The sequence below is a fragment of the Parabacteroides sp. AM58-2XD genome, assembly GCF_003463685.1.
GTDB classification, from domain to species: Bacteria; Bacteroidota; Bacteroidia; order Bacteroidales; family Tannerellaceae; genus Parabacteroides; species Parabacteroides segnis.
Map to the genome: position 1 here is coordinate 1 of NZ_QSDP01000198.1, position 3,924 is coordinate 3,924.

Sequence of the window (3,924 nt, forward strand, 5' to 3'; positions counted from 1 at the left end):
TAAAATCAAGAATGCTGCACAAAATTTCTCGGTAGTAACAAAGATGGCACTCTCCATGCTGAAAAATAATAAGACGAAGGGGAGCATTAACCTTAAAAGACTTAAAGCTAGATGGGATGAGAACTTTTTGGAGACACTTTTACAAGAGAATAATTTTTAATGCGTCTGCCCTGTAGGCATATAAATAAGAATTATCTACCTTAAAAGCAATACTATTCCGGCAGAATGCAACTACACCCCAAATCCCATTCTTTGAAGGTTACAACCGTAAACCATGCCAACCTTTTCCATACCCCCAAAAAGACAAATCAGCCACCTTTCAGCCCGAAAGATTGTTTTACAAGGCTGAAAGATGGCTGAAACCTGAAACGTGATTTATAAATTCTTCAAGAAATGTCCATTACGACCTATTTTTTCTCGAAAAAAGCATCGAACGCATGTCCCGAAGGTAGGAAATCCACCTGCTTAACAAACTGGCAAGATTCACGCGCTCCATGTTCACGGTCCATCGCGCTGTCTTCCCACTCAACGGACAACGGGCCTTGATAGTTTATATCATTCAACGCACGGATAATTCTTCGAAACAAATCCGTCCGCGTCCCATACTGCGGAAATTCCAGAAACGGCGGGAATCGCCGAAAGTAGAATGGCCACCGAACACACCAATCTGCTTAGGAGTATCACTCCAATATACATCTTTCATATGTACGTGGAAAATGCGGTCGGAGAACTGATAAATGAAATCCACATAATCTACCCCCTGATATCCCATATGACTCGGATCGTAATTAAAACCGAATGCCGGATGATTATTCAGCGCATCGAGCGCTTTACGGGCAGAATAAGTATCGAATGCTATTTCCGTCGGATGCACCTCCAGACCATAACGGATACCTAACTTCTGATATTCATCCATAATCGGGATAAAACGGCGGGCGAAATCGGCATAACCGTCTTCAATCATCTGATCTGTAACGGGAGGGAAAGAATAAAGCCAATGCCAGATAGGACTACCGGTAAATCCGGCAACCGTATCGATACCTAAGGCTTTTGCCGCATGTGCCGTCTGCACCATATACTCGGCTGCACGCTGACGCACACCTTCCGGTTCACCGTCACCCCAGATACAATCGGGCAGAACCGCCTTATGCCGCTGGTCGATAGTATCGCAAACCGCCTGGCTGATCAGATGGATAGAGATACAATAAAGTTGCAGGTCATATTTGGCAAGCAATTCTTTTATGCCGTCATAATAGGCCTGATCCGTTCGCCGGACATCCAGATGGTTGGGTAAACCCAGTTCCAATCCGTCATATCCGAATGCTTTCGCTTTTTCACAAACTGTTTCGAGGGGTAAATCCCCCCATTGAAGGGTACATAATGTTACTGGACGTGCCATTTCTTTTAATTTTAAGGTTATTACATTGAGTCTGTTTTCTACAAATCTAAAAAAGTTCCGCTCATAATCTGCAAGTTCCCTCCTTAATATTTTCTAAATTCCAAAATAAGTATTTTCTTTGTGTAGATTTTATCATTAACATTTTCCTTGCTATGAAAAAGAAAGAATTATGTGCAGTAGCCTGCCTGTTTTGGCTGGCAGGTTGTAGTGATCCGGCTTCGGACGAAATTGAAATTGTAAAGAATTTATTTCCTGTACAATTTAGTGTTCAACTTCAAAAAGAGGTACTTCCGTTCTCCTCTACCCGCAGTATGCCACCTAACACGGTGCCCGAACCGACTGTTCCGGATGGAGACAATCCAGACAAAGAGTTAAAAGAGTTATGTTCTGTCATCGAATATCTGGTTTACAAAGACGGCGACCAGCCGGAGTTGGTAAAACACCGGACTTACCATGCGAACACAGAACCTGACTTCGGCATAGTTTACGACACGCTTCTTGCCGGCAATTATCAGGTTTACCTGCTGGCTCATCAGTCGCAAAAAGCTACATTTTCAGAAAACGCTTTCAGCTTTGACGAACTATCCGATTCATTCTATAAAGGCCAAAAGCTTCAGCTGAAAGAAGGAGACGAGACCAACGTCGATATAAACCTGCAACGGATTGTCAGCCGGATAGAGTTTAAGGCTGCCGACAAGATTCCGGAAGATATCATCCGGTTTGAACTGGCAGTCAGCAATCGTCCCGACCGGCTCGATATCCTGACCGGAAAAGGGATCGTATCTTCTGGACCCAACGATTTCTCTTATGAATTCAAAACGGAAGAAAAAGGACAATCCGGTAAAATCCATTCCTTTTATTCCTTTATTCCGACAGGCGATGAAAAGATATCCGTCACGCTCACGGCCACTGGACCGGATAATCAAATACTGCGAAAGCGGACAGTAACCGATATTATTCCCATCACTAACAAAATAATCCGTTACACAGGCATCTTATATACGCCTCCCAAACCGGATGAAACAGAAAACACCTTCAACCTGATCATTGGGAACAACGGCGAGTGGGATGAACCGGAAGAGAATGAATTACCGGAATAACTTCATACACAATTGTGCAGCTATAAAGTTGCACAATTGTAAAAACAAAGAGTATCTTTGTACTCAACAAAAGTAACCGTTATGAAAAAGAAAAACATACTCAGTCTCATCTTTTTACTTACCATCCTTTGCGGATTCAATAGTTGCGAGGATAAGCCGCTTGGTCCCATAGAGGAAGAACCGGAAGATATCTTATGCAATGGAACAGGATGGTTTCGTCAGTATAGAGACTATGACGGATTTGACTGTGACCAAAAGTTCGTTTTCTATTTTGACGGCGGAGGAAAAGAAACAGTTGTACGCTATCTAGATGATTTCATGGGCAGTACAGAGAAATTTACTTATACCTTTCAATGGTCCTGGGATGAAGAATATCCTTATTCCATATTTATAGACTATTCCGACGGAACCTATTCCTATTTTGGGGATATGTATATCAGTCCATATGAGTTATCCGGCGTACTAAACGATTATGATGTCACTTTTGAGCCGTTTTAACCTTAAATAGTATCATCGAAACTAAATGTTATGTCAAAATTTCTTATTCTACATACTTTCTAAAACTTATCTGAATTTTAGTTGTTTAATTCATAAAGAGAGCAAGAATCTCATAGGGTAAAAATCAGACAGTCAAACGTCTATCGTAATAAGGGAGATTCTTCAGTGAGTTTTAACAATTAGTGAGTAAAAGTACGATGAAAAGAGGAATATTGATAATATGCATTATTTATGCATTTGTCAGTAGCATAACAGCACAAGTAAAAGATAATAAGAATAGTTTACCAGCTTACGCTATCAAGACAAACGCATTATATTGGGCAACTACAACTCCGAACCTGGGGTTTGAAATAGGTCTATCCGATAAATTTACACTTGACTTGTCAGGGAATTACAATCCATGGACATTTTCCGACAGCAAGAAACTCAAACACTGGCTGGTTCAACCCGAACTGCGCTACTGGACTTGCGAACGATTTAACGGACACTTTTTCGGACTTCATGCACATTATGCCGAGTACAACGTTGGCGGCATTAAGATGCTAGGACTGAAAGACCATCGTTATCAAGGAAACCTGTATGGCGCCGGAGTTTCATACGGCTACCATTGGATACTAAATAAACGGCTAAGCATAGAAGCAACCATCGGTGTAGGCTACGCTTATCTGGATTATGATAAATATCCTTGTGGTAAATGTGGAACAAAGATCAAAGACGGCCATAAGAATTACTTCGGTCCTACCAAAGCAGGTGTAAGCCTCATCTACATCCTCAAATAGAAAGGAGATATCAATAAGAAAAATTTAAGAAAGAATATACATATTCTTATGTTTTTAGCAAAAATTTTCCGATAAAATAGGAGAATAAAATTCATCCCTTTTGATAACGGCGAACATTCTCGCCACAAGTTTTGCCCGTAAAGCATTG

General features: G+C 41.2%; 3 protein-coding genes and 1 pseudogene. 3 read left to right on the forward strand and 1 reads right to left on the reverse strand.

The features are described 5' to 3' along the window. Positions 1 to 407: 407 nt before the first annotated feature. Positions 408 to 1,399, reverse strand: a pseudogene (locus DXA15_RS24625) (sugar phosphate isomerase/epimerase family protein). Between the two features lie 152 nt (positions 1,400 to 1,551). Between DXA15_RS24625 and DXA15_RS24630 the strand changes: the two are divergent. From DXA15_RS24630 to DXA15_RS24640, 3 genes are all read left to right on the forward strand, one after another. Next, positions 1,552 to 2,499: a FimB/Mfa2 family fimbrial subunit gene (locus DXA15_RS24630; RefSeq protein WP_128135796.1), complete on the forward strand. Its 948-nt coding sequence runs from the start codon at positions 1,552 to 1,554 to the stop codon at positions 2,497 to 2,499. A gap of 81 nt (positions 2,500 to 2,580) precedes the next feature. Continuing rightward, a complete protein-coding gene (locus DXA15_RS24635; protein ID WP_128135797.1) occupies positions 2,581 to 2,997 on the forward strand; it encodes a hypothetical protein in 417 nt (138 codons plus the stop codon). A 197-nt stretch (positions 2,998 to 3,194) separates the two neighbouring features. Further along, positions 3,195 to 3,776 carry a DUF3575 domain-containing protein gene (locus DXA15_RS24640; protein WP_128135798.1) on the forward strand — a complete coding sequence of 194 codons (582 nt, stop codon included), beginning with the start codon at positions 3,195 to 3,197 and terminating at the stop codon, positions 3,774 to 3,776. The last annotated feature ends 148 nt before the right edge of the window (positions 3,777 to 3,924 follow it).

Coding starts and splice junctions, on each gene's coding strand:
- DXA15_RS24630 (WP_128135796.1), top strand. CDS start 1,552: ATGAAAAAGAAAGAATTATGTGCAGTAGCCTGCCTGTTTTGGCTGGCA.
- DXA15_RS24635 (WP_128135797.1), top strand. CDS start 2,581: ATGAAAAAGAAAAACATACTCAGTCTCATCTTTTTACTTACCATCCTT.
- DXA15_RS24640 (WP_128135798.1), top strand. CDS start 3,195: ATGAAAAGAGGAATATTGATAATATGCATTATTTATGCATTTGTCAGT.